This is a genomic window from Nocardioides sp. NPDC054178, assembly GCF_055585005.1.
On sequence record NZ_JBVJKY010000008.1, the window covers coordinates 216,965 to 236,745 of the forward strand.

The following is a 19,781-nucleotide window of genomic DNA, read 5'->3' on the forward strand; positions in this document are numbered from 1 at the left end:
CAGCCCAGGGCAGATGTCCGGACCGGTTCGGGGCATGCTTGGCTCATGCGATTGACCGAGCACGAGCTCACCGTGGCCCTGACCGGGACGGCCAAGTCCGTCCTGGCCTCCGGCCGGAAGTTCCGCAAGGGCGGTGCAGACATCGACAAGGTCTGGGACGAGACCGACCGTTTCCAGCGCTTCAAGCTCCTGGACGGCATCGGCACCCAGATCTTCCCGGTGCTCACCGACCTGCCCGACGTCGACGTCCCCGTCGGTGGTCGCCCGTCCTTCCCGGAGGAGCAGATCCGCGAGTCCGTCGAGCGCAACATCGGTGACGACGTCGGCCGGCTCCGCCGGGCGGTCACGGTCAAGGCGCGCGTCGCGCTCGTCCAGGCCGCCCTCTCCCACCTGCCGCCCCGGGCCGAGGGCGACCTGCGTCTGACCGACTGAGCCGGCCGGCGCCCGGTCCTCGGGGCCGCCTCCAATTGGGGGCGACAGCGCGCTCGGAGGAGGCTACGTTGAGGCGTCATGACGGCCGTCCCGGCGGGGGAAGCGGCGGGCACCGCCCGGCCCGAGCGGCGTTCGGAGATGGATGCGCTGCGGGCGCTGGTGGTCGTGGGGCTGGTCTTCTTCCACTCCGCGCTGGTCTTCGACTCCGAGACCGACTTCTACGTCCACAACGACACCACGGCACCACTCTCGATGGCGGCCGGCCCGGTGGTGGTCTGGGCGATGCCGCTGCTCTTCGTGATCGCCGGGTTCGGGGCGGCGCAGTCGCTGCGCCGCCGCGGTGGCAGCGGATTCGTCCTGGAGCGGCTGCGCCGCCTCGGCGTACCTCTGATCTTCTCCGTCTTCGCCCTGTTGCCGTTCCCGCAATGGCTCCGGTGGCGTGCTGACGGCCACCCCGAGTCGTACGTCGAATATCTCCCGATCTTCTTCGACGTCCACCTCTCGCTGGGGCGGCTGCCCTTCCTGGTCCGCGGTGAGCAGTTCGAGTCGGGGCACCTGTGGTTCGTGGTCCTGCTGCTCGCGTTCTCGCTGGTGGTGGCGGTGCCGGTGGCGCTGGTGCCGGGCGAGTGGCGCGCGCGTGCGCTCTCGGTGGGCGTGCGGGCGGTCGAGCGGCGGCCGTGGACGATCCTGCTCGCCGGGCTCCCGCTGGCGCTGGTGTGCGCGGTGTGGGGGCTGGAGGTCGACTACGGCGGCTGGCATCGGCTGGCCTACCTGCTCTTCTTCTCCTTCGGCCTGCTCGTCGCCGCCGACGATCGGCTCCGCGACGCGATGCAGCGGGTCGGCAGGACTGCGCTCGTGGCGGCGGTGCTCCTCTTCTGCTGTGGCGCCCCGGGGTTCTTTCTCACCGACGAGCCGTTCGTCGAGTCGAGCCCGCTGGCGATGGTCGGCCGGGCGTTCTACGGAGCGGTCGGCTGGTGCGCGGTCGTGGCGATCCTCGGGCTGCTGGATCGCCCGCGGGCCGCACCGCGCGGGGACGGCTCGTCGCTGCGCGCCCGGTCGGCCGGCTACCTCGGCCCAGCGGTCCTGCCGATCTACATCCTGCATCAACCGGTCGTGGTCGGCGTCGCGTACGTCGTGATCCGCTGGCCCCTCCCGGCGCTCCTCCAGTACGTGGTCATCGTCGCCGCCTCGCTGCTGCTCACCGTCGGCCTCTACGACCTCCTCGTCAGGCGTACGTCGGTGACCCGGTTCCTGTTCGGAATGCGGTGAGGTCGGGCTGGAGGACCGAACGGACGAAGACGCCTCGGCGGCTCAGGGCAGGCGCTTGGCGACGTTGTCGCTGAGGTGGTCCAGCGAGTCCTTGAGCGTGGTGAACTCCTCGGTCTGCAGCGCCATCACCTCGGCGATCGTGTCGGGCACGCCTGCGGCTCGGTTGCGGAGCTCCGTCCCGGCATCGGTCAGCACGACACTGACGCTGCGCTGGTCCTCGGGGCGCTTCTCGCGGGTGACCAGCCCTGCGGCCTCCAGGCGCTTGACCAGCGGTGTGACGGTGCCGTAGTCCAGGCCCAGCCGCTCGCCGAGCTCGCCCATGGTGACGGGGGAGCTCTCCCACAGCACCAGCATGGCGACGTACTGCGAATAGGTCAGGCCCAGGGCGTCGAGGATCGGTCGGTATGCCGCGGTCACGAGCCGCTGCGCGGTGTAGAGCGAGAAGCACAGCTGCTCGCTCAGCTCCAGGCTGTGGCGAGTCTCCGTCATGCCTCCACCCTACAACCCCTTGCGCGCAAGGGTTTTGAAGCGAAGCCTTGCGTGCAAGGTAAGTCCGACGTAGATTCCTTGTACGCAAGGTATTCTGCTTCGAGGAGTGAACGACATATCCAAGCCCGTCCTGGAGCCGCCGACAGCCGAGTTCGTCGCCGACCCGCTCTGCCTGTTCGACCTCGGTCCTGCCGATGGTCGCGTGGGCTCCTCCCGCGCCCGCCGGCGCATCGCGTTCCTGCTCTACGACGGCGTGAAGACGCTCGACTACGTCGGTCCCGCCGAGGTCTTCGTCGAGGCCAACCAGGCAGTGGACGGCTACGACATCCTGCTGCTCTCGCCGGACGGCCAGGACGTGGTGACCTCGCTCGGCACCCGGGTCTCCGTGCACGGCGCGGCCCACGACGCGGGTGAGTTCGACACCGTGGTCGTGCCGGGGAGCGAGCGGCCACCCCACGAGTTCGTACGCGGCCCGCTGACCGAGGCCGCGATCTCGCTGGCTTCGCGTGCCAGGCGGGTGGTGTCGATCTGCAGCGGCGCGTTCGTGCTGGCCGAGATCGGCGTGCTCGACGGCAGGCGCGCGACCACGCACTGGAAGTTCGCACCCGAGCTGGCGCGGCGCTATCCGGACGTGCGCGTCGAGCCCGACGCGATCTTCGTACGCGACGGAGACATCTGGACCTCCGCCGGTGTGGCGGCCGGTATCGACGTCGCCCTCGCCCTGGTGGAGGACGACCACAGCGCCGACGTCTCGCGCCAGGTCGCCCAGCTGCTGCTCGTCTACCTGCAGCGCTCCGGCGGCCAGTCGCAGTACTCGGTCCCGCTGCGGGCGCGCGCGCAGGCCACCTCGATCGTCCGCCGGGCGACCGATCTGGTCGACGCCGATCCCACCCGCGCCTGGACCGTGACCGACCTCGCCCGCCTCGTCTCGACCAGCCCGCGCCACCTGGCCCGGCGCTTCCGCGACGAGCTCGGCCAGTCGCCCTCCGAGTACGTCACCGCGGTGCGCTTCGACCTCGCCCGGATACGCCTCGAGAGCGGTGCGAGCGTGACCGAGGCGGCGGCGCAGTCGGGGTACGGCAGCCCGGAGGCGCTGCGGCGTACGTTCGTCGCGCGGCTCGGCATCTCACCGTCGCAGTACCAGCGCCGGTTCTGGTCGGCGCTCGCCACCGAACGCGGGCGGCGCAGGGGACGGGCCCGGTTCGAGCTCGCGGACTGAGCCGACCGCCGTGCTCAGCGATCCCGACGGCTTCACCTACGTCGAGGGCCCGCTGCCCTACTGACCGTCGACGAGCGGCAGTACGTCGGCGATGGACGCGACCACGCGCGTGGGCCGGAACGGGAAGGTCTCGACCTGCTCGGGCCTGGTCGATCCGGTCTCGACGAGGATGGTGCGCATCCCGGCCTCGAGGCCGCTGATGATGTCGGTGTCCATCCGGTCGCCGATCATCACCGTGGTCTCGGAGTGGGCCTCGAGCTGGTTGAGGGCGCTGCGCATCATCAGCGGGTTCGGCTTGCCGATGAAGTAGGGCGCCCGGTTGGTCGCGGCGCTGATCAGCGCCGCGACGGAGCCGGTCGCGGGGAGCGTGCCCTGCGGGCTCGGCCCGCTCGGGTCGGGGTTGGTCGCGATGAACCGCGCGCCGCCCTCGATCAGCCGGATGGCCCGGGTGATCGCCTCGAACGAGTAGGTGCGGGTCTCGCCGAGCACGACGTAGTCGGGGTCGTTCTCCGTCATCACGTAGCCGACCGCGTGCAGTGCAGTCGTCAGCCCGGCCTCGCCCACGACGTACGCCGAGCCGTCCGGCCGCTGGTCGGCGAGGAACTGCGCGGTGGCCATCGCCGAGGTCCAGATCGACTTCTCGGGCACGTCCAGGCCGGAGCGGAGCAGCCGGACCCGGAGGTCCCGCGGGGTGTAGATCGAGTTGTTGGTCAGCACCATGAACGGCACCGACGCCTCGGTGAGCTTCGCCAGGAACTCGGCGGCGCCCGGGATCGGCTCCTCCTCGCGCACCAGGACACCGTCCATGTCGGTCAGCCATGTGTTGATGGGGCGCTCGTCGATCACGGAGACATCCTCGCCGATCACGGGCCAACCGCCAACCGTTGTCGCCGACTCGTACGGCAAGCGTCTTCGGCAGGGGCGGTGATCTGGGCCACTCCTACTTTCCCCACCCGTCAATAGTGCTTTCGGCCACCCCGGGAATGGTCCTCGGCCGGATGTCTCCGCCCTCCGATCGGCGAAGACTGACACCGTTCCGTCACCATCCTCGGGAGGAAGACATGAAACGCATCTCGATACCGCTCACCGCAGCCGTCGTCTCGCTGGCGGCCACCCTGGCTCCAGGGGTCTCGCCGGGCCCGGCCGCAGCCGCGGCGCAGGCCGCGCCACCGGATGGCATCACGTGGGGCACGTGCCCCGCCGACATCTCGCCGGTGCCGATCCCGAAAGGGATGCAGTGCGGCACCCTGAAGGTCCCGCTGGACTACAGCGACCCCGACGGCAAGACGATCGACATCGCGGTCTCCCGGCTGCCGAGCGCGAAGCCCGACAAGCGGCGCGGCATCCTGGTGACCAACCCCGGCGGCCCCTCCGCGGGCGAGGGCTACCCGGCCATGCTCGTCGCGATGGGTCTCCCGCAGAGCGTCCGGGACAGCTACGACGTGATCGGCTTCGACCCGCGCGGGATCGCCCGCAGCACGCCGGTGACCTGCGACCTCACCGAGGAGCAGTATCTGACCGGGAACATCCCGCCGTACGCCCTCGACGCTGCCGACGTGACCGAGCAGGCAGCGGTGAGCAAGCAGATCGCCGAGCAGTGCGCGACCTCCAAGACCTCCTGGATGCTGCCGCACATCAACCCGGCCAACACCGCACGTGACATGGACCGGATCCGGGCGGCGCTGGGCGAGTCGAAGCTGTCGTACGCCGGTGCCTCCTGGGGCACCCACCTGGGCGCGGTCTACGCCACCCTGTTCCCGCAGCGCGGCGACCGGATCGTGCTCGACAGCAACCTGGCCCCGGGTGGCTGGGACTACGCGGGCAACCGGCTGTGGTCGCAGGGCGTCGAGGACACCTTCCCGGCCTTCGCGAAGTTCGCTGCTGCGAACCACCGCGAGTACGGCCTGGGCAAGACACCGGCACAGGTGCGGGCGACATACTTCGATCTCGCCGAGCGGCTGGAGAAGAAGCCGATCGAGACGCCGGACGGCCCCTTCGACCACGCCGCGTTCCGGCTGATCAACTTCGGTCTGCTGTACGGCCCGACCCAGCTGCCGCTGCTCGCGGACATCTGGAAGGCGGTCGACGCGAACCAGCCGCCGCCACCGCTGCCCGGAGGCGACGCCGTCGGCGACGTGGACAACCTCATCTCCGGTCGCTACTACATGATCTGCAACGACGCGCGCTGGCCGAAGTCGGTGGCCACCTACCAGCGCAACGTCGCCGTCGACCGGATCAGGTATCCGCTGTTCGGTGCCGCCGGAGCCAACATCACGCCGTGCGCGTACTGGCCGGCACCCACCGAACCGCCGGTCCGGATCACCGATCAGGGTCCGTCCAACGTCCTGATGGTGCAGAACCTGCGCGACCCGGCGACACCGCTCGCCGGTGCGCGGGAGATGCGGGCGGCGCTGGGCGAGCGGGCGACCATGGTGACCGCCGACCAGAGCGGCCACGGCGTCTACCCGGCGGGCAAGAACCGCTGCGCGAACCACGCGGTGACGACCTACCTGATCACCGGTGAGCGGCCCGCGCGCGACTACCACTGCTCGGCCGACCATTAGGTTGGCCGGGTGGAGACGATCGACGGCGAGCCGGTGCTGGACCGGCCGTCCGTGGCCGAGGTGGAGGCCTGGTTCGAGGCCGCGAGTCCCGAGACCCGCGCGGTGTGGCTGCGGCTGACCCGCAAGGGCGTCGAGCCGGCCTCCCTCTCCTCGGACGAGCTCGTCGATGTCGGCCTCTGCTTCGGCTGGATCTCGGCCGTACGTCGCCGGGGCGATGAGGAGACCTACCTGCAGCGCTACACCCGCCGGCGTCCGGGCTCGAAGTGGTCGCGGCTCAACATCTCCAAGGTCGAGCGGCTCACCACCGAGGGCCGGATGCGGCCGGCGGGGCTGGCCGAGGTGCGGGCGGCGCAGGCTGACGGCCGCTGGGACGACCCCTGGACCTGACGGGGCCCGACCGTTGCGGTCGACGTGCGGTCGAACGTGTCCGGATTCGTGGGGTATCGGGCAGATGGGGCGGGGCCGGAGGGGGCACTCGAGGCAGAGGATTGACCTGGCGTCGGGACCGCGACAGCTTCGGCGATGGGGGCGGCGGGCCGGCGCAGAACCTCGAGGACTCCCACCATGCCAACCTTCACCACCTCCGACGGCACCGAGATCTACTACACCGACTGGGGCACCGGGAAGCCGGTCGTGCTCAGCCACGGGTGGCCGCTCAGCTCGGACGCCTGGGCCGTCGAGTCCAAGCTGCTCGCCGACGCCGGCTACCGGGCGATCGCGCACGACCGCCGCGGCCACGGCCGCTCGACCAACACCGATGTCGGTCACGACATGGACACCTACGCCCGCGACCTGGCCGAGCTGATCGAGCACCTCGACCTCACCGAGCTGGTCGTGATCGGACACTCGACCGGTGGCGGCGAGGTCGTCCGCTACGCCGCCCAGCACGGGAAGGGCCGGGTCCGCAAGGTCGTCACCGCGGGCGCCGTGCCGCCGGTCATGGTCCAGTCGGAGACCAACCCCGAGGGGACGCCGATCGAGGCCTTCGACGGCATCCGCGCCGGTGTGCTCGCCGACCGCTCCCAGTTCTACAAGGACCTGGCGGTGCCGTTCTACGGCTTCAACCGCGACGGCGCCAAGGTCTCCCAGGGCCTCATCGACGACTTCCAGCGCCAGGGGATGCTGGCCGGTCTGGTCGCTGCGTACAACTGCGTCAAGGTCTTCTCCGAGACCGACTTCACCGAGGACCTGAAGGCGCTGGAGGTGCCGATCCTGATCGCGCACGGCTCCGACGACCAGATCGTGCCGATCGCGGCCGCCGCCGACAAGGCGGTCAAGCTGGTCGCCGACGGCACCCTGAAGGTCTACGAAGGCGCTCCGCACGGCATCGCGGGCGACTACCAGCAGGCCCTCATCGCCGACATCCTCGAGTTCATCGCCGACTGACACTCCAGGACCGCCCGGCGGTCGCCGTCCGGTCGAGCAGGTGGCGTGTGCCCTGCTCGGCCGGCGGCCGTCAGAGAAGACGGTCCGCCAGCGAGTGGGCGACGGAGCGGAGCGTCTCGACGTCCATGCCGGTACGCCCCATGTACACCAGCCCCTGCTGCGCGGCGAGCAGGGACCGCGCGATCTCCTCCGCGTCCTCCTGCGCGGGGAGGTCGCCTTCGCGCTGCGCACGCGCGACACAGGCCGTGATCAGCTGAGTCATCGTCTCGTACGCCGCTCGCGCCTCGACGCGTACGTCGGCGTGCTGGGTCGCCAGCTCGCAGGTGGAGTTCGCCAGGAAGCAGCCGCGCTCGGCGCCCGGGTTGACGGGCGCCAGGAGCATCTTCCGGAGCGCGTCGATCGCGCGAGGCTCGTCCTCCAGGGTCCTGCGCAGGCCCTCGTTGCCCTCGGCGATATAGGTGCGAAGCGTACGCAGGAAGAGCGTGTGCTTGTCGCCGAACGCCGCGTAGAGGCTGCCCTTGCCGAGGCCGCTGATGCGCATCAGGTCCTGCAGGGAGGTCGCCGAGTAGCCGGCGTCCCAGAACCGGTCTCGCAGCTCGTGCAGCACCTGGTCCTCGTCGAAGCTCCGCGGTCGTGCCATGGTCCCGATCCTAATCGTTATTGACCGAATGGTCCAGAACTGCCTATGGTGGACCGAACGGTCAAGAACTAGCTCAGGAGTGAACGTGTCCGCACTGAAGAACAAGGTCGCACTGGTCACCGGTGGTTCCCGAGGCCTGGGGGCGGCGACCGCGCGAGCCCTCGCGGCTGACGGTGCCGACGTCGCGATCAGCTATGTCGCGTCGACGGAGAAGGCGGCAGCCGTGGTCGAGGAGCTGACGGCGCTGGGTGTGCGAGCGGCGGCGTTCCGCAGCGACCAGGCCGACCCGGCCGCTGCGCCGGAGCTCATCGCCGACGTCACCGCACACTTCGGCGGCCTCGACATCCTGGTCAACAACGCGGCGATCGGCGTCAACGCCTGGACCCCGGTGGACTCGCCGGACGCCGATGTCGCCGAGTGGGACCGCATGCACGCCACGAACTACGCGGGCGTCATCGCCATCACCCGCGCTGCGGCGAAGGTCCTGCGTGAGGGAGGGCGCATCATCACGGTGAGCTCGGGCCTCGGGGCTCGCACCGGCCTCCCCGGGACGGCCGACTACGCGGCGACCAAGGCGGGGATCACGGCCTACACCCGCGGGATCGCCCGCGACCTGGCTCCGCGTGGGATCACCGCGAACGTGATCCAGGCGGGGTTGATGGCGACGGACATGGAGCCGGACCCGGAGGTCTTGGCCGCGCTGACGGCGAACCTGGCGATCCAGCGTCAGGGCCTGCCGGCCGAGCAGGCCGAGGGGATCCGCTTCCTCGCCACCCCGGCCGCGTCCTACATCACCGGCGCGGTCCTCGACACCAACGGCGGCTATCTGGCCTGATCCGGAGGTGGGCGGGAATAGCCCGGCGCCGCCCGCGCGCTGGGTGAGGTGTGAACCAGGACCGTTCGTCATGGGAGATGACGCTCGCCCATCAGGAGGTGCTGCCCGCCGGCTCCGCCGGTGAGGACGTACGCTCCGCCACCTGGTTGCTCGTCGACGACGGCACGATCGTGCTGACCGCCGCCGGGCAGTCGCACCTGCTCCGCGCGGGCGACGCGGTTCTGGTCGGGGGACAGGTCCGGCACCGGCTGGCGACCCGTGACGGGGCCGCGCTCACCCGGGCCGACCTGCGGGCGGTCGCGGTGGCCTACCCGCTCGCCAACCCGCTGGTCGTGCGCGACTTCGTCGGCCGGCACGGCGGCGTGGCCGAGCTGGTGCGGCGCTGCCCGCTGGCCGGGCCGTGCCGGCCCTCGGCGCTCTTCGCCTCGGGCTACGCGTCGCTGCTCGGGGCCGCGATGACCGCCTCCTGGCTCGAGGACACCGGGCGCGGGACCGACGCTCCCGCGCCCGTCCTCGACCCGACGGTCGCGCAGGTCCTGTCCGCGCTGATCGCGGATCCGGGACGGGCCTGGTCGGTCGAGGCGATGGCGGAGTCGGTGCACCTGTCGAGGTCGGCGCTGGGGGAGCGGTTCCGGCGGGGTCTGGGGCAGAGCCCGAGCGAGGCGCTGCGGGACGTGCGGATGCGTGCGGCCCGCCACCTGCTCGCCGACGGTGACCGTCCGGTCGAGCAGGTGGCGTTCGCCGTGGGCTACGGGTCTGGTGCGGCCTTCAGCCGCGCCTTCAGTGCGACCCATGGGATCGGTCCGCAGGCCTGGCGCGAGGATCCTTCAGGAGCGCGGGACGCGGAGCGCCCCGAAGCCCGCCGCGGCGAGGGCCGCACCGATCGCGCCGAAGATCAGCACGCGCCCGACGCCGTATTGGTCGAGGACCGCGCCTCCTAGCGCCGCGCCGAGGGTGATCGCGATCTGGAAGGCGGTCACCTGGAGCGCCAGCGCCGACTCGGTCCGCTCGGGCTCGGCGCGGGTGACCCACAGCTGCGTGCCGACCGGCACCATGTTGAACCCGAACCCCCACACGAGCATCGCCAGCGCCATCACCGGTGTGCTCTCGGCGAGGACGGTCAGCACCAGCCCGCCGGCGAGCAGGAGCGGCGCGACGGTCACGACCGCACGCAGGCGGTGGGAGAACCGGCCGGCCGCCAGGTTGCCGAAGAGACCGCCGACACCCCACAGCGCCAGCATCCACATGCCTGCGCCCGGGGAGGTCTCGGCGATGGCGATCCGGATGAACGGGTACGCCACGAAGTTCCCGAGCACCGCCACGACGAGCACCACCACACCGGCCACCAGGAGCGGGTTGCGCAGCGCCTGACGCATCATGCTCAGCCCGGCCGAGGGGTGGGCCGGCACCGGCGGCAGCGCCCGCGCCAGCGCGGCGGCGGCGACCAGACTCAGCACCGCGGCCGCGGCGAACCCCCAGCGCCAGCCGGGGCCGTCGGCGAGCAGCGAGCCCAGCGGCAGGCCGAGGATCGTGGCCACGGTGACGCCCAGCGCGATCGAGGTCGAGATGACGTGGTCACGGCCCGGGGATGCGTACGTCCCGACGGCGAAGGCGAAGGACCAGTAGCCGGCGATCGCCGCGCCGAGCACGAGCCGGCCGAGGAGCAGGACGACGAAACCGGGGGAGACCGCCACCGCCAGGTTGGCGACGGCCGCGGCGACCAGCAGGCCGACCAGCAGCGTACGTCGGTCCATCCGGGGCAGGATCATGGCGATGGTCGGTGCGGTCAGGGCTCCGGCGATCGCCGTCGCGGCCACCGCCAGCCCGGCGGTCCCCTCGCTGATGCCGAGGTCGCGCGCCATCGTGGGCAGGACGCCCGCGGGCAGGAACTCGCTCGAGACCAGGATCGCGATCCCGGCGGCGAGCGCGACCACCGGCGCCGCGCGGCCTCGGGCGGTGGTCGGGGACGGGGTCGTTTCAGGCGAAGTCGTTGTCACCCTTCGATCGTCGCCGCGATCCGAGCGCCCGCGTTGATCGCCTGTCGCCCGTGCTTGACCGGATGGGGGTTTCATCGAGGAGGACCGAAACGGTTACGCCGCCGAAATAACCGCTCCCTACGCTCGAAAATGTTCATCTCATCAACATTTTTGACGGGGAGGGTAGCCGATGACCGGGGCACGAGGGGCAGGACAGATCGGGCCGGCGGACGGTCCGGCGCGTCTGGCCGGCGTGGAGCTGACGGCGCTGCGAAACATACGCCTCCTGGACGGCACCCTCGCCGATCTGGATCTCGCCGACGGGGAGATCGCCGTCGTCCGGCCGGTCGAGGGCGGTCCCGGGACCGACGCCGCCGGCTGGCGGCTGATCCCCGGTGCCGGCGAGCCGCACGCCCACCTCGACAAGGCGCTGAGCGCGGAGCTGGTCGCGCCCGGGCCGCGGGCGGGCAACGACCTGGTCGCCGCGATCGAGCAGTGGCGTTCGCTCGTCCCCACCCTCACCGCCGACGACTTCGCCGAGCGCGCCCGGCGGGCGGTCCGTCGCTACGTCGCGAACGGCATCACCACGATCCGTACGCATGCCGACGCGCTCCTCGCGGGCGACCCGCTGCGTGGGGTCGATGCCCTGCTCGGCCTGCGCGAGGAGCTCAGGGGCGTGGTCGATCTCCAGGTCTGCCTGCTCGCCGGTCAGGACGTTCCCGACTCGGTGATCGAGGACGCGATCGGCCGCGGGATCGATGTCCTCGGCGGGTGCCCCCACCTGGCCGACGAGCCGGCCAAGGAGACCAGCCGCATCCTCGACCACGCCGAGCGCTCCGGCCTTCCCGTCGACCTGCACACCGACGAGCAGACCACCACCGCTCACCTCGACCTGGCCGACCTCGCCGAGCAGGTCATCGCCCGGAGCATGCAGCAGAGGGTCACCGCCTCCCACTGCGTACGCCTCGGCATGCTCGACCACGAGCGCCGGCGCCCGGTCGTGGACCTGGTGGCGAAGGCGGGGATCGGCATCGTGACCCTCCCGATCACCAACCTCTACCTGCAGGGCCGCGACGCCGACGGGGCGGTGCCGCGGGGCCTCACCGCCCTCCGGGCTCTGCTCGAGGCCGGCGTGCCGGTCGCGGCCGGCGCCGACAACCTGCGCGACCCGTTCAACCCGGTCGGCCGGGCGGACCCGTTCGAGACCACCTCGCTCCTGGTCGCCGCCGGTCATCTCCGGCCCGCTGAGGCCCTCGCCGCCGTCACGACCACCACCCGCACCGTGCTCGGGCTCCCGGCCGCGGGCACCGGGCCGCGCAGCCGCGCCGACTTCCTGCTCGTGCCCGACGTGCCCCTCGACGAGGTCGTCGCGGGCGCCCCCACCGCCCGTGTCGTCGTCCACGGCGGCCGCGTGCTCGCCGACACCCGCGTCAGCACCGTCCTCGATCTCGATCCCATGCCGAGGTGACATGAAAACGACCACCGCCACGCTCGCCCTCACCGGGGTGACCAAACGCTTCCCGACCGGCACGACGGCGCTGACCGGGGTCGACCTGAGCGTCGACGCCGGCGAGTTCGTCTCCGTCGTCGGCCCCTCCGGCTGCGGCAAGTCCACCCTGCTCCGGCTCGCCTCGGGACTCGAGGAGGCCACGGTCGGCCGCGTCGAGGTCGATGCCGGCACCACCAGCTACGTCTTCCAGGACCCCACCCTGCTGGAGTGGCGCAGCGCCCGCAAGAACGTCGAGCTGATCGGCGAGCTGAGCGGCCTGTCGAGGGAGCAGCGGCGACGAGTCGCCCAGGAGGTGCTCGATCTGGTCGGCCTCACCGGCTTCGAGAAGCAGCATCCGCGCCAGCTCTCCGGAGGCATGCGGATGCGGGTCTCGATCGCCCGCGCGCTGGTCGCCGAGCCCGACCTCGCCCTCTTCGACGAGCCGTTCGGCGCGCTCGACGAGATCACCCGGCTGGCGATGCAGACCGAGCTGCAGCGGCTCTTCCGACTGAAGGGCTTCGCGGGCCTCTTCATCACCCACTCCGTGGCCGAGGCGGTCTACCTCTCCACGCGCGTCGTGGTGATGAGCGGGCGGCCGGGCCGGATCGTGGCCGAGATCCCGGTGCCCTGGGAGTTCCCGCGACCGCCCGAGCTGCGGTTCGAGTCCGACTTCGCCCACCTGGTCGGCCAGGTCTCCGCGGCACTGGAGGAGCACGCATGAGCACCGAAGTGAGCACCGAAGTGAGCACTGGGCCGGTTGTCGAGCCGGACGTCGCACCCGCGACCGAGGTCACCCAGGAAGCGCCAACCAGGAGACGTACGTCCCCGGTCCTCGGGCGCCTCGTGGCCAAGGTGCTGCCGATGATCGCGGCGCTGGCCGGTCTGGCGGGGCTGTGGTATCTGGTGACGTACGTCGTCCTGGGTGAGGACAAGCGATTCCTGCTCCCGCCGCCGCACCAGGTTTTCGGGGAGACGCTCGGCCGCCCGGAGGTCATGCAGCCGATGCTCGCGGCGCTGTGGCAGTCGGTCCAGGTTGCGCTGGCCGGTCTGGTGATCTCGGTGGTGATCGGGATGGCCTGGGCGATGGTGATGGCCCAGACCCGGCTCCTGGAGAAGGTGCTCTACCCGTATGCGGTGATCCTGCAGACCGTCCCGATCCTGGCACTGACCCCGCTGATCGGGATCTGGATGGGCTACGGCGTCCCCGCCCGGATCGTGGTCTGCGTGATCATCGCCGTCTTCCCGATGATCGCCAACACCCTCTTCGGCCTGCAGTCGGCGACCGCCCCGGCGCACGACCTCTTCACCCTCAACCGCGCGTCCCGGCTGCAGCGGCTGATCAAGCTGCAGCTGCCCGCGGCGATGCCCGCGATCTTCACCGGCCTGCGCAACGCCGCCGGGCTGTCGGTCATCGGCGTGATCGTCGGTGACTTCTACTTCCAGCAGGGCAGCCCCGGCATCGGCGGCCTGCTCCGCGTCTACACGCTGCGGCTCAGCATGGAGCCGCTCTTCATGGCGATCATCCTGACCGCCCTCTTCGGTGTCGTCGTCTTCTCGGCCTTCGCCGCTCTCGACCGTGCCGTCATCGGCAAGTGGTACGGCGAGCGCTGACCCCTCCCTCCCCCAGAAACGGACCCAGCATGAACCGACACATTCCCCTGCGTACTGCTGCCCTGGTAGCACTCTCGACCGTCGTCCCGCTCGCCCTGGCCGGCTGCGGCAGCGACGCCGGCTCCACCAACACCGCGACCGCCGCCGAGGTGACGCAGGCGGAGAAGGGCAGCGCGAAGGACCTCTCCGACGTCTGCCCGGCGACCGTGGTGATGCAGCAGGACTGGCAGCCCGAGGCCGAGCACGGCGGCATGTACAGCCTCATCGGAGAGGGCTACACCGTCGACACCGACAAGAAGACCGTCACCGGGCCGCTGGTCTCCGGTGGCGTCGACACCGGGGTGAAGATCGAGGTCCGCTCCGGTGGCCCGGCGACCGGGTTCCAGCCCGTCCCGGCGACGATGTACCTCGACAAGGACATCCTCATCGGTGCGGTCAACACCGACGCGGCGATCGCCGCCGCGGAGAAGCAGCCGACCGTGGCGCTGACCTCGCAGCTGACCGTCTCGCCGCAGATCCTGATGTGGGACCCGAAGAGCCAGGACGAGGCGACGACCATCACCGAGGCCGCGAAGGACGGCGACCCGGTCGTGACCGCCGGTGACGTGATCCCGGCGCTGCTCGAGTCGCAGGGGATGATCGAGAAGAAGCAGTCGGACCTCTCCTACGAGGGCACCCCGCAGCGTTTCGTCACCGAGCCCACGATCCTGCAGCAGGGGTTCGCCACCGCAGAGCCCTACATCTACGAGAAGGAGATCAGCAGCTGGGGCAAGCCGATCGGCTACCAGCTCCTCTCCGAGGTCGGCTACAGCATCTACCCCGAGCCGGTCGCCGTGCGCGCCGAGGACGTCACGAAGGAGGCCGACTGCCTCGAGAAGCTCATCCCGGTGATGCAGCAGGCCGAGATCGACTACCTGGCCGACCCGGACTGGGCCAACGGGATCATCGTCGACATCGTCGAGCGCTACCAGACCGGCTGGACCTACAGCGAGGGTGTCGCTGCGTACGCCGCCGAGACGATGACCGACCTCGACCTGGTCCACGACGACCCGAAGTCGGGCGTCTTCGGCCAGCTCGACCCCGAGCGGATGGCGCAGATCGTGGAGACGTTCGCGCCGATCATGAAGCAGGCCGGCACGATCACCTCCGACGACATCGACCCGGAGTCGCTCTATGACAACCGGTTCATCGACGACTCGATCTCGATGAAGTGATGTCGATGACCATCTCGCAGCGTACGTCCCTGGTGACCGCGCAGGTCGCCGACCGCCTCGGCGCGGACCGGGTCGAGACCGACCCGGCCGCGCTGGTCAAGCTCTCCTCGGACTGGTCGCGGATGTCGCCCGTCCTCCAGGAGAAGGTGCCGAGCGGCCGCTACGTCGCCGACGCGATCGTCCGGCCGCGGACCGAGCAGGAGGTCGCCGACGTGCTGGCCCTGGCCTACGAGCACGACGTGCCGGTCGTCCCGCGTGGCGCGGGGACCGGCAACTACGGCCAGGCGACCCCGTTCACCGGCGGGATCATCCTCGACCTGCGCGGCCTGGACGCGATCGAGGTGCTGGCCGACGGTGACGTACGCGCCGGGGCCGGCGCCCGGATGACCCGGATCGACAAGGTGGCCCGCGAGGCCGGGCGCGACCTGTGGATCTTCCCCTCCACCAAGGGCTCGACCATCGGCGGCTTCATCGGCGGCGGCAGTGCCGGCACCGGGACGATCGAGCACGGCACCACCTCCGACGGCTTCGTCACCGAGCTGACCGTGGCCCCGATGGACGGCAGCGGTCGCCTGCTCACCATGCGGGGTGCGGAGACCCTGCCCTACATCCACGCCTACGGCGTGACCGGCGTCGTGACCTCGGTGGTGGTCCGCACCGACCCCGCGCGGGACTGGGTCGCGGTCTACGCCGCCTTCGACGGCTGGGACGCGTTGGTCGCCGTTCACCGCCGGCTGCTCGACCTGCCGGTGCTGCCGCGGCTGGCCTCGGGCGACGAGCCCGCGCTGGTCCCGACGCTGACCACCAACGTCGAGCTGGACCCGGCCCAGCACAGCCTGCGGGTGATCGCCGAAGCCTCCACGGTCACCGAGATCGAGTCGCTCGTGGTGGCGGCCGGGGGCAGCGTACGGGCGTGTCTGGAGGACTACGCGGCGACCGACCTTCTCTCCGGGATGTCCTACAACCATCCGGTCTACTTCCTCCAGCGTGCCCACCGCGACCGGAGCTGGTTCCACATGGAGACCGGGGGAGAGCTCTACTGGAGCGACGCCGACCGGGTGCGGGAGGTCTATGACGGGCCGGTCTGGCTGCACCTGGAGCTGATGGGCAAGGGCCCGCTGGCGATGGTGGTCGCGGAGTACGTCTCCGAGGAGCAGGTCCTCGCCGGCATCCCGCGCTTCGACGAGATCGGCGTGGGCGTGCACTCGCCCCACCAGTGGTACGTCGACCGCAACCTCGAGCTCGTCACCGAGGTCGCACGCGAGCGTGATCCCAAGGGGCTGCTCAACCAGGGCAAGCTCACCGACCACGCGCTGGTCGACACCCGCGTCAACATCGGAGTCCGCTGATGCCCCGCCACGTGCCCCGTTTCGCCGACCTCACCGCCCCCGAGATCGCTTCGCTGCCCGAGGACACGGTTGCCGTGATCGGGCTCGGTGCGATCGAGCAGCACGGTCCGCACCTGCCGGTCTCGACCGACTACGTGATCGCCGCCGAGGCGGCCTCGGCCGCGGTGGCTTCCGTGGCCGAGGCGGGCACCGCGTCCGTCGTGCTGCTGGAGCCGCTGGCCTACACGAAGTCCGACGAGCACTCCTGGTCGCCCGGGACGATCTGGCTCTCCTGGGACACCCTGATGCGGGTGCTCGTCGACATCGGCCGCTCGCTGAGCACGTCGGGGATCACCCGGCTGCTCTTCGTCAACGGGCACGGCGGAAACTCCGCGCTGGGGCAGGTCGCCAGCCGTGAGCTGCGCAAGCAGTTCGGGCTCGCCACCTTCTTCGCGCACCTCTCGGTGCCGCCCGACCAGGGCGGCTCGTCCTCCCGCGCGGACGAGCTCGGGCTCGGCATCCACGGGGGCCACGGCGAGACCTCGATGATGCTCCATCTGCGGCCCGAGCTGGTGCACCAGGAGCGCGGGGAGCGGAAGGTGCCCTCGCATCTCGCCGGTTATCAGCACATCGGCTTCGGCAAACCGGTCTCCTTCGGCTGGCTCTCCGACGACTTCGGCACCGACGGCTATCTCGGCGACCCGACCACCGCGACCGCCGAGGACGGCAAGGCCCGTTTCGAGGCGGGCGTCGCCACACTGGCCGAGGTCATCGTGGAGGCCGCCCGCTTCTCGCCGTCCGCATGACGCTGCGGATCACGGGCGCGGGTGCGGGCGACCTCGAGGTCGAGGGGCCTGACGACGTCCTCGACGCCTCCGGCTGCCTGGTCACGCCCGGTCTGGTCAACGCCCACCACCACCTGCTGCAGACGGCGTTCCGCACGCTCCCGGGCACTCGCGGCGTCCCGATGGCGACCTGGCTGCCGACGATGGCCGCGGCCTACGACCGGGTCGGCGTGGACGCCGCTCTCACCTATGCCGCTGCCCGCGCCGGGCTCGCCGAGTCGCTGCTCTGCGGGGTCACGACGGTGGCCGACCACCACCTGACCTGGCCGGCCGCGCTGAGTCCCGAGGAGACGGTGCCGCTGGCGCAGGGCACCGCCCGGGCGGCGGCCGAGCTGGGTGCTCGCCTGGTCCTCGTCCGCGGCGCCGCCCGGGACGACCCCGAGACGGCCGCGCACAGTGCCGACCTGATCGCCGAGGCGCTGGTGGGGGGCGCACCCGGTGGGGTGAGCGCCGACGGGATGCTGCAGGTCGCGGTCGGTCCGGCGGGGGTGCACTCCGACCCCGAGCCGACCTTCCGGCTGCTGGGGGAGGTGGCTGCCCGGCGCGGTCTGCGGCGGCGTACGCAGGCCAACGAGCAGGTCGACGTCGCGATCGCGGCCGAGCGCTACGGCCGGCGTCCGATCGACCTGCTCGAGGAGTGGGGCTGGCTCGCGCCCGACGTGACCCTGGCCCATCTGTGCGAGGTGACTCCGGGCGAGATCCGGCGGCTCGCCGCGGCCGGGGTGAGCGCCACCCACGCGCCCGGCTGCGACCTGCCGATGGGGTGGGGGATCGCGCCCGTCGCCGCGCTGCGCGAGGCCGGGATCGAGGTCGGGCTCGGCACCAGCGGCGGCGGCAGCAACGACGCCGGCCACCTGCTCGCCGACGCCCGGCTCGCCCTGCAGGTGGCGCCGCTGGTCGGCCCGCCGCTGGCCGCCGCCGACGTGCTCGAGATGGCGACCACCGGCTCCGCGACCGGCCTCGGTCGGCCGACGCTGGGGGACGGGCAGGACCTGTGCATGTGGGACGTCTCCGGTGTGGCCGACGCCGGGGTCCACGACCCGGTGGCCGGACTGCTCTGGGCCGCGCCCGGGCGACGACCTCGGCACGTGGTCGTGGCGGGCAGGGTCGTCGTACGCGACGGGGTGCTCGTCACCGCCGACGAGCAGGAGATCGTCGCGGAGCTGAGCCGGCTCAGCGCCCGCGCTGCTCCTTGACCACCAGCAGCCGGAAGAGCCCGCCGTCGGCGCTGGCCCACCGGTGCCGTACGCCGCCGGGGATGTAGACGGAGTCGGCGGCCTCCATGGTCTGCTCCTCGCCGTCCAGGTCGATCCGCAGCGTGCCGCCGACGACGTAGACGAACTCGTCCTCCTCGTGCTGCCAGTAGCGGTCCCAGGTCGTCTCGTCGCCGGTGAACTCCATCGGGATGAAGGCATGGTCGGCGCCGGCGACCAGCGCCTGCACCGCACCGTTGGACGCCTCGGCGGTGGCCGGGTCCGAGCGGCGTACGACCGCGGCCGGGCCGGCGGAGACCGGCTCGACGCTGTCGGCGAGCAGGCCCTGCTGGGTCGTGCCCAGCGTCTGCGCGATCCGGAACAGCGAGGACATCGAGGGGCGTGCCATCCCACGCTCGATCTGGCTCAGGAAGGGGTGGGAGAGGTCGGTCGCCTCGGCGAGCTGGACCAGCGTCATCCCCTGCGCCTTGCGCAGCTCCCGCACCCGGGCACCCAGCCGCAGCACCGAGCGATCCAGGGACTGTCGCGGGTTCCGAGTCACGTGCTCAACCTAGCCGTCGGCGGCACTCCGCGTTCACCGCGTCACGAGGAACTCACGGAGCCGTCGTGTGCCGGAAACAACTCCTCCGTTCCTGCTCCGCGAAACGGAGTTTCGAAATGCTGTCGACAGCGGTAGTAGGTTGATGGGCATGACCGTTCCTCCTGTGGTCAGACAGGAACAGCTCATCGATGAGATCGCCCTCAACCTCGCTGACGAGGTCGAGGGCGACTGGTCCACGTTGGTCTTCAACCACCGCAACCTCTCCATGTTCTTCACCGGCCGCATCGATGTGCACCGACCGGACGGCAGCCTCGCCCACGCCCGACCACCCGACACCGTCCTCTCGCTGACCGAGGAGCTCCGGCGGGTGATGTACGAACCGGGCAGGGGAGCCTGGTTCTCCGCGCGCTGGACCATCGCGAGCAGCGAGGGCACCGAGGAGAAGAACTCGACGACCGTCGTCTTCAACTACGACGACGAACCGGTCTGGCGTTGGCCGGCCCACCCGGGCCTGTACGCGCTCGATCTCGAGACGTTCCCTCGCGCCGACGACCGGGTCCCTGCCTGGCTCCGTCAGAAGGTCAACGGCGCCCGCCGGACCTTGTAGGAAACAACCATCCCCCACCGACGACTCCCGCGCGATCCGGGGGTTCGCCGGCTGGTGTCCACAAGGAATTCGACAAGGAATTCATCAGAAGCCTGTCGGAGTCGAGCGGTCACAGGAGCGGC

General features: G+C 71.2%; 21 protein-coding genes. 16 read left to right on the top strand and 5 right to left on the bottom strand.

The annotated features are described in order from the left end of the window. Positions 1-45 precede the first annotated feature (45 nt). Positions 46-432 carry a hypothetical protein gene (locus ACZ6WN_RS25170; RefSeq protein ID WP_465868616.1) on the top strand — a complete coding sequence of 129 codons (387 nt, stop codon included), beginning with the start codon at positions 46-48 and terminating at the stop codon, positions 430-432. Positions 433-510: 78 nt separating this feature from the next. Beyond that, the gene (locus ACZ6WN_RS25175; protein WP_465868617.1) at positions 511-1,701 is read left to right on the top strand and encodes an acyltransferase family protein; all 1,191 of its coding nucleotides are present in this window, start codon (positions 511-513) and stop codon (positions 1,699-1,701) included. 42 nt (positions 1,702-1,743) lie between these two features. Here ACZ6WN_RS25175 and ACZ6WN_RS25180 read toward each other — a convergent pair whose 3' ends face one another. Beyond that, entirely contained in the window at positions 1,744-2,190 is a 447-nt protein-coding gene (locus ACZ6WN_RS25180; protein ID WP_465868619.1) for a MarR family winged helix-turn-helix transcriptional regulator, read from the bottom strand. A 106-nt stretch (positions 2,191-2,296) separates the two neighbouring features. Here ACZ6WN_RS25180 and ACZ6WN_RS25185 point away from each other — a divergent pair, with 106 nt between their 5' ends. Further along, positions 2,297-3,409 (top strand): GlxA family transcriptional regulator, encoded by a 1,113-nt coding sequence (locus tag ACZ6WN_RS25185; protein WP_465868620.1) that lies wholly within the window; start codon positions 2,297-2,299, stop codon positions 3,407-3,409. Between the two features lie 57 nt (positions 3,410-3,466). On the opposite strand, the gene ACZ6WN_RS25190 is transcribed toward ACZ6WN_RS25185, so the two are convergent. After that, positions 3,467-4,216, bottom strand: a complete 750-nt coding sequence (locus tag ACZ6WN_RS25190) for an HAD-IIA family hydrolase (protein ID WP_465868815.1) — start codon at positions 4,214-4,216, stop codon at positions 3,467-3,469. A gap of 254 nt (positions 4,217-4,470) precedes the next feature. Here ACZ6WN_RS25190 and ACZ6WN_RS25195 point away from each other — a divergent pair, with 254 nt between their 5' ends. The 3 genes from ACZ6WN_RS25195 (at position 4,471) to ACZ6WN_RS25205 (ending at position 7,359) form a co-directional block, all read left to right on the top strand. Further along, positions 4,471-5,973, top strand: a complete 1,503-nt coding sequence (locus ACZ6WN_RS25195) for an alpha/beta hydrolase (RefSeq protein WP_465868622.1) — start codon at positions 4,471-4,473, stop codon at positions 5,971-5,973. A gap of 9 nt (positions 5,974-5,982) precedes the next feature. Next, positions 5,983-6,360: a YdeI/OmpD-associated family protein gene (locus ACZ6WN_RS25200; protein WP_465868624.1), complete on the top strand. Its 378-nt coding sequence runs from the start codon at positions 5,983-5,985 to the stop codon at positions 6,358-6,360. 177 nt (positions 6,361-6,537) lie between these two features. Continuing rightward, entirely contained in the window at positions 6,538-7,359 is an 822-nt protein-coding gene (locus tag ACZ6WN_RS25205; RefSeq protein WP_465868626.1) for an alpha/beta fold hydrolase, read from the top strand. Positions 7,360-7,429: 70 nt separating this feature from the next. On the opposite strand, the gene ACZ6WN_RS25210 is transcribed toward ACZ6WN_RS25205, so the two are convergent. Beyond that, a complete protein-coding gene (locus tag ACZ6WN_RS25210) occupies positions 7,430-7,999 on the bottom strand; it encodes a TetR/AcrR family transcriptional regulator (protein WP_465868627.1) in 570 nt (189 codons plus the stop codon). Positions 8,000-8,084: 85 nt separating this feature from the next. Here ACZ6WN_RS25210 and ACZ6WN_RS25215 point away from each other — a divergent pair, with 85 nt between their 5' ends. Next, complete coding sequence (locus tag ACZ6WN_RS25215) at positions 8,085-8,834, top strand: SDR family oxidoreductase (RefSeq protein WP_465868629.1); 750 nt, start codon at positions 8,085-8,087, stop codon at positions 8,832-8,834. A 77-nt stretch (positions 8,835-8,911) separates the two neighbouring features. Further along, the gene (locus ACZ6WN_RS25220) at positions 8,912-9,775 is read left to right on the top strand and encodes a helix-turn-helix domain-containing protein (RefSeq protein WP_465868631.1); all 864 of its coding nucleotides are present in this window, start codon (positions 8,912-8,914) and stop codon (positions 9,773-9,775) included. Here ACZ6WN_RS25220 and ACZ6WN_RS25225 read toward each other — a convergent pair. Continuing rightward, positions 9,662-10,831, bottom strand: coding sequence for an MFS transporter (locus ACZ6WN_RS25225; protein WP_465868632.1), 1,170 nt, complete (start codon positions 10,829-10,831; stop codon positions 9,662-9,664). The genes ACZ6WN_RS25220 and ACZ6WN_RS25225 overlap by 114 nt on opposite strands. 169 nt (positions 10,832-11,000) lie before the next feature. Here ACZ6WN_RS25225 and ACZ6WN_RS25230 point away from each other — a divergent pair, with 169 nt between their 5' ends. Genes ACZ6WN_RS25230 through ACZ6WN_RS25260 form a run of 7 tightly spaced genes read left to right on the top strand, consistent with a single transcriptional unit; the run spans position 11,001 to position 18,493 of the window. Then, the gene (locus ACZ6WN_RS25230; RefSeq protein WP_465868633.1) at positions 11,001-12,278 is read left to right on the top strand and encodes an amidohydrolase family protein; all 1,278 of its coding nucleotides are present in this window, start codon (positions 11,001-11,003) and stop codon (positions 12,276-12,278) included. Position 12,279: 1 nt separating this feature from the next. Beyond that, positions 12,280-13,020: an ABC transporter ATP-binding protein gene (locus ACZ6WN_RS25235; RefSeq protein ID WP_465868635.1), complete on the top strand. Its 741-nt coding sequence runs from the start codon at positions 12,280-12,282 to the stop codon at positions 13,018-13,020. Continuing rightward, positions 13,017-13,910: an ABC transporter permease gene (locus ACZ6WN_RS25240; RefSeq protein WP_465868637.1), complete on the top strand. Its 894-nt coding sequence runs from the start codon at positions 13,017-13,019 to the stop codon at positions 13,908-13,910. The genes ACZ6WN_RS25235 and ACZ6WN_RS25240 overlap by 4 nt, the downstream gene beginning before the upstream one ends. Before the next feature lie 29 nt (positions 13,911-13,939). Further along, entirely contained in the window at positions 13,940-15,124 is a 1,185-nt protein-coding gene (locus ACZ6WN_RS25245) for a substrate-binding domain-containing protein (RefSeq protein WP_465868639.1), read from the top strand. Positions 15,125-15,129: 5 nt separating this feature from the next. Continuing rightward, on the top strand, positions 15,130-16,473 hold the full coding sequence (locus ACZ6WN_RS25250; RefSeq protein WP_465868641.1) for an FAD-binding oxidoreductase: 1,344 nt from the start codon (positions 15,130-15,132) through the stop codon (positions 16,471-16,473). Beyond that, positions 16,473-17,258: a creatininase family protein gene (locus ACZ6WN_RS25255; protein WP_465868643.1), complete on the top strand. Its 786-nt coding sequence runs from the start codon at positions 16,473-16,475 to the stop codon at positions 17,256-17,258. The genes ACZ6WN_RS25250 and ACZ6WN_RS25255 overlap by 1 nt, the downstream gene beginning before the upstream one ends. After that, entirely contained in the window at positions 17,255-18,493 is a 1,239-nt protein-coding gene (locus ACZ6WN_RS25260; protein WP_465868645.1) for an amidohydrolase family protein, read from the top strand. Before ACZ6WN_RS25255 ends, ACZ6WN_RS25260 begins: the two co-directional genes overlap by 4 nt. Here the strand turns inward: ACZ6WN_RS25260 and ACZ6WN_RS25265 are convergent. Beyond that, positions 18,471-19,052, bottom strand: a complete 582-nt coding sequence (locus tag ACZ6WN_RS25265; protein WP_465868646.1) for a helix-turn-helix domain-containing protein — start codon at positions 19,050-19,052, stop codon at positions 18,471-18,473. The two genes, ACZ6WN_RS25260 and ACZ6WN_RS25265, sit on opposite strands and share 23 nt — an antisense overlap. A 148-nt stretch (positions 19,053-19,200) precedes the next feature. On the opposite strand from ACZ6WN_RS25265, the gene ACZ6WN_RS25270 reads away from it, so the two are divergent. Beyond that, positions 19,201-19,659 (top strand): agglutinin cell wall attachment protein, encoded by a 459-nt coding sequence (locus ACZ6WN_RS25270; RefSeq protein ID WP_465868648.1) that lies wholly within the window; start codon positions 19,201-19,203, stop codon positions 19,657-19,659. The last annotated feature ends 122 nt before the right edge of the window (positions 19,660-19,781 follow it).